Source organism: Arthrobacter sp. 210 2 (assembly GCF_059093025.1).
In genome coordinates this window covers 1-4,643 of record NZ_JBNHIE010000024.1, presented here as the reverse complement: position 1 = coordinate 4,643, position 4,643 = coordinate 1, and the positions used below count along the sequence as shown (strand labels likewise).

Sequence of the window (4,643 nt, the reverse complement as noted above, 5' to 3'; positions counted from 1 at the left end):
GGAAGCTAAGACCCACAGCGCCGATGGTACTGCACCCGGGAGGGTGTGGGAGAGTAGGTCACCGCCGGACAACCATTAAGGTCGAGGCCCCAACCAGCAATGGTTGGGGCCTCCCGCATTTAAACACCACCCCACCAAACCCGGCACGCCCCAACACCTGGCACAAAGCCCGGACGCACCATCACCTCCCGCCGGAAACCCAGGGATGCTCTATCAGATAACGCACTCAAACACCCCGGATAGCAACCACAACCGATAGAGCAACCACCGGACAGCCCTAGACTTACGAGCTATGAGCACCCGTTCCCCAGACCCCGTCGGCCGGCGCGCCACCATCATGGACGTCGCGGCGGCTGCGGGCGTCTCCCGGCAAACTGTCACCCGGGCCATGAACGGCATGACCGGTATCAGCGAGGTGACCCGGGAGCGGGTCCAAAGGCTCGCCGCGGAACTCGGATACACCCCAAGCCGCTTCGCGAAAGGGCTGGTCCAGGGGGCCCGCATCTCTGTAGGCTTGGCAATCCCTGACCTGACAAACCCCTACTTCCCTGCGTTTGCCTCGAGCGTGGTGGAAGCCGCCACGCAGCGGAGCTGGAATGTTGTGGTGGATGATTACGGCCATGGAACCGCCAGCGGCCTCGACGCGGTGGCCCGCTTGGCGCCGCAAGTGGACGCCCTGATCGGGTACCTCGGGGAACACTCCGGTGAAGCACAGGCCATGATGGGCCGGCGTCCGGTGGTTGCCCTGGACTGCCCGGAGGGCGGGGCTGCCGGGAACATCTCGTTCGACTACCTCTATGCGGCCCGGCTTGCAATGGACCACCTGGTGTCGGATAGGCGGAGTGACATTGCCTATCTTGACTCGGACCAGGGCGGCCCTGCTGCCAGCCGTGGCTCGGCAACCGCTGCGGTGGCGGCTGAAGCCGGCATCGCGGTGACGCGCTGCCATGCTGCTCCGTCCGCAAAGGCGGCCCGGGAGGCCGTGGATGCCCTGCTGCGCAGCGGGGTCCGGATAGACGCGATTCTGGCGTTCAATGACCTCATGGCGGCAGGCGCCCTGAAAGCCCTGCAGGACGGCGGAAAGTCGGTGCCCGGTGATTGTGCTGTCATCGGAATGGACGGAATACCCCTGGGCGAGCTGACTACCCCGGAACTGACCACGCTCTCTCTGGACCTGCGCACAGTTGGCCGCACCGCCGTCGACCTCCTCGATGGCCTGCTGTCGGGCTCGGTCGAAGCTCGAAGTCCTGCGGCGTCCCTGACTCTCCGGCACGAGCTGATTGTCCGACGTTCGGCCTGAACCCCTACTCAAAGATGCTCACAGCAGCTAGGCTGACGTTGGCCGTGAACGTTCACGTCGTCTAAAAGGCTCGTCAGCAAGGAACATCCATGTCAGTTCAGACCCCCTCAGCAGTGCCCCATGTTGCCGCCGCCGCAATCAGCACACGGGCCTCCGGCAGCCTCGAAATCGGCGCGGAGGGCGTGCGCGAGCTCTCATCCCTGGCGCCCGGCCGCGGCACCCTCCCGGCGCGGGCGTACCTCTCGAGCAACGCCCCCAAGCTCTCCCTCAATGGTGAATGGCAGTTCCGGCTCAGTCCGGGCATCCGCAGGGCGCCTGCCGACGGATGGCAGGAAGGGGAAGCACTGGAAGGGTTCTCCAGCCTGCCCGTTCCGTCGAGCTGGTCCATGCACGGCAACGGATCCCCCGCCTACACCAACGTCCAGTTCCCCTTTGCCGTCGAACCGCCCCACGTTCCGGAGGTGAACCCGATCGGTGATCACGTGCTCACCTTCGAGGCTGGCCCAGAGTTCCTGCCGGACGCCCTGCTGCGGTTTGACGGCATCGAGTCCGCCGGAACTGTGTGGCTGAATGGAGTGGAACTGGGGACCACCCGGGGCAGCCGCCTGGCTCACGAGTTCGACGTCTCTGGAACCCTGGTTGAAGGAACCAACACGGTGGCTGTGCGGGTGGCCCAGTTCTCGGCCGCGAGCTACGTGGAGGACCAGGACATGTGGTGGCTCCCGGGCATCTTCCGGGACGTTACACTGCAGGCCCGGCCCGCACATGGGATCGACGACGTCTTCGTCCACGCCGGCTACGACCATCTCAGCGGCGAAGGCGTGCTGCGCGTTGAGGTGAGCCGGGGCGGCCAGGCGATTGACGCCGTCGTACGCGTTCCTGAACTGGACCTGGAACTGCCGGCCGGGACGGAGCTGCGCGTTCCTGGAGTGGAACCGTGGTCTGCGGAGGTGCCGAAACTTTATAAGGCGACCGTCAGCTCGCCCGGCGAGACTGTCAGCCTGCAGCTGGGCTTCCGCAGCATCACCATCGAAGACGCCCAGTTCAAGGTTAACGGGCGTCGCATCCTGCTGCGCGGCGTGAACCGCCACGAGCACCATCCCCGCCTGGGCCGGGTGGTGCCCCGCGACGTCGTGGAGGCGGAGCTGAGGCTGATGAAGCAGCACAACATCAACGCCATCCGCACGTCGCACTACCCGCCGCACCCGGAATTCCTCGCGCTTGCTGACCAGCTGGGCTTTTATGTGGTGCTCGAATGCGATCTGGAGACCCATGGCTTTGAAAGCGCCGGATGGGCGCAGAATCCCTCCGATGACCCGCAGTGGGAAGCCGCGCTGCTGGACCGGATGCGCCGGACTGTTGAGCGGGACAAGAACCATCCGTGCGTGGTCATGTGGTCGCTCGGCAACGAAGCAGGCACCGGCAGGAATCTCGCAGCGATGTCCCATTGGACCAAGGACCGGGATCCCTCCCGCCCCATCCACTACGAGGGGGACTGGGCCTCACCGTACGTCGACGTCTACTCGCGCATGTACGCAAGCCAGGCCGAAACCGCGCTCATCGGGCAGGGGACCGAGCCGCCGCTGGAGGACCCCGCCCTGGACGCGCGCCGCCGCGCCATGCCCTTTGTGCTGTGCGAATACGTGCATGCGATGGGAAACGGGCCCGGCGGCATGAGTGAGTACCAGGAGCTCTTTGACCGGTATCCGCGCCTGATGGGCGGGTTTGTCTGGGAATGGCTGGAACATGGAATTACCGTGCCGTCTCCGGGTGGCGGTGAGCATTTTGCCTACGGCGGCGACTTTGGTGAAGAAGTGCACGACGGCAACTTCGTCACAGATGGCCTGGTGGACGCCAACCGTAACCCGCGGCCCGGCCTGCTGGACTTCAAGAAGGTTATTGAGCCGCTGCGCATAGAGGTGGCAGCGGACTGGTCGGGCTTCAGGCTCCGCAACGGCCAGGACTTTGCGGACACGTCCGCGTATAGCTTCCGTTATTCGGTGGAGTACGACGGCGCCACGCTCGACGTCGGAACAGTGGACGTTGCGCCGTTGGCACCTCAGTCCGAGATGGTTGTGTCCCTGCCGGACGCAGTTGCCGGCACCGCTGCAGCGGCGCTGCCCGGCGGCGGACCCGCGGTGCTCACCGTCAGCGCTGTCCTCGCCGCTGATTCTGCCTGGGCCGCCGCGGGCCACGAAATCGCCTGGGGCCAGGCAGTGCGGGAGCCTTCCGCCGTCTTTATCCCAGGCGCAAGCGAACGCGTCGATGTCCTCGAGGACGAACTGCGGCTTGGTCCAGCCGTTTTCAGCCGCATCACCGGTATGCCCACCTCCATCGGAGGTATTCCCGTGGAGCAGATGGGGCTGGCATTGTGGTGGGCACCGACGGACAACGACCTAGGTAGGGAATCGGGAAGCGCCGACGCGCGTCCGCTCGCTGTCCAGTGGAAGGACGCCGGGCTTGACCGGCTCCACACGCGCCTGCTTGGCATTAGTGCTGAAGCTGCTGCCGACGGCGGTGACCAGCTGATCGTCCGGACGCGCATGGGTGCTGCCGACAAGCAGTTCGGGGTGCTTGTGGACTACACCTGGACCAGCGACGGCGACGTCCTGGTGCTCCGGACCCAGGTCCGGCCCCAGGGGGCATGGGTGAACGCCGGTTTCGACGTGGAATGGGCGCGGATCGGTTTGGAGGTGGTGCTTGCGGCTGAGACCACAACGGTGAGCTGGTTCGGGCAGGGACCGCACCAGAGCTACCCGGACACCGGACAGGGTGCCCGCGCAGGATGGTTCTCGCTTCCGCTCCCGGACATGGACGTTGACTACGTTCGGCCCCAGGAAGCCGGCGCCCGCGCCGGGGTGCGGTCTGCCTCCCTCAATGTGGGCGGAAACGTGCTGGAGGTATCGGGTGAACCATTCGCCCTCACGGTGCGGCCGTACAGCCTGGCAGTCCTCGACGCCGCCACGCATCGGCCGGAACTCAGGCAGGATGGGCGCAGTTACGTGTACCTGGACCACGTCATGCGCGGGGTTGGAACTGCTGCCTGTGGTCCCGGCGTTCTCGAGCCCTACCGGCTGACGCCGCGTGAAGCTGATTTCACCCTGGTGTTTGGTGCGAAGAGCGGAGCTCGGACGATGTGAGCCACTCCATAGAACCGGTTCCTGGCGGTTAGGGCCGGCGGGACTGGGCTAGCGCTGCCAAAATCCCCGTGTCTTCGGGGGTTTTGGCGGCGCTCGACCCCATCGAGCGGCGATTTGCGGTGGGGTTGTGGGGCGTGTATTGTTTTCTGAGTCGCCGCCGCTGATGCGGAAAGATAGCGGCCAACCCCCCTTGATGAACGGCC

General features: G+C 65.7%; 2 protein-coding genes and 1 rRNA gene. All 3 read left to right on the top strand.

All coding sequences use genetic code 11. The features are described 5' to 3' along the window. Positions 1–70 (top strand): 5S ribosomal RNA (gene rrf, locus AC5RWA_RS21565); the annotation flags it as partial. A 222-nt stretch (positions 71–292) separates the two neighbouring features. Then, positions 293–1,300, top strand: coding sequence for a LacI family DNA-binding transcriptional regulator (locus AC5RWA_RS21560; protein WP_494059010.1), 1,008 nt, complete (start codon positions 293–295; stop codon positions 1,298–1,300). Positions 1,301–1,389: 89 nt separating this feature from the next. Continuing rightward, positions 1,390–4,440 carry a glycoside hydrolase family 2 TIM barrel-domain containing protein gene (locus tag AC5RWA_RS21555; protein ID WP_494059009.1) on the top strand — a complete coding sequence of 1,017 codons (3,051 nt, stop codon included), beginning with the start codon at positions 1,390–1,392 and terminating at the stop codon, positions 4,438–4,440. The last annotated feature ends 203 nt before the right edge of the window (positions 4,441–4,643 follow it).

Bases quoted from the DNA above. Each gene is read 5' to 3' on its own strand.
- AC5RWA_RS21555 (WP_494059009.1), top strand. From the start codon at position 1,390: ATGTCAGTTCAGACCCCCTCAGCAGTGCCCCATGTTGCCGCCGCCGCA.
- AC5RWA_RS21560 (WP_494059010.1), top strand. From the start codon at position 293: ATGAGCACCCGTTCCCCAGACCCCGTCGGCCGGCGCGCCACCATCATG.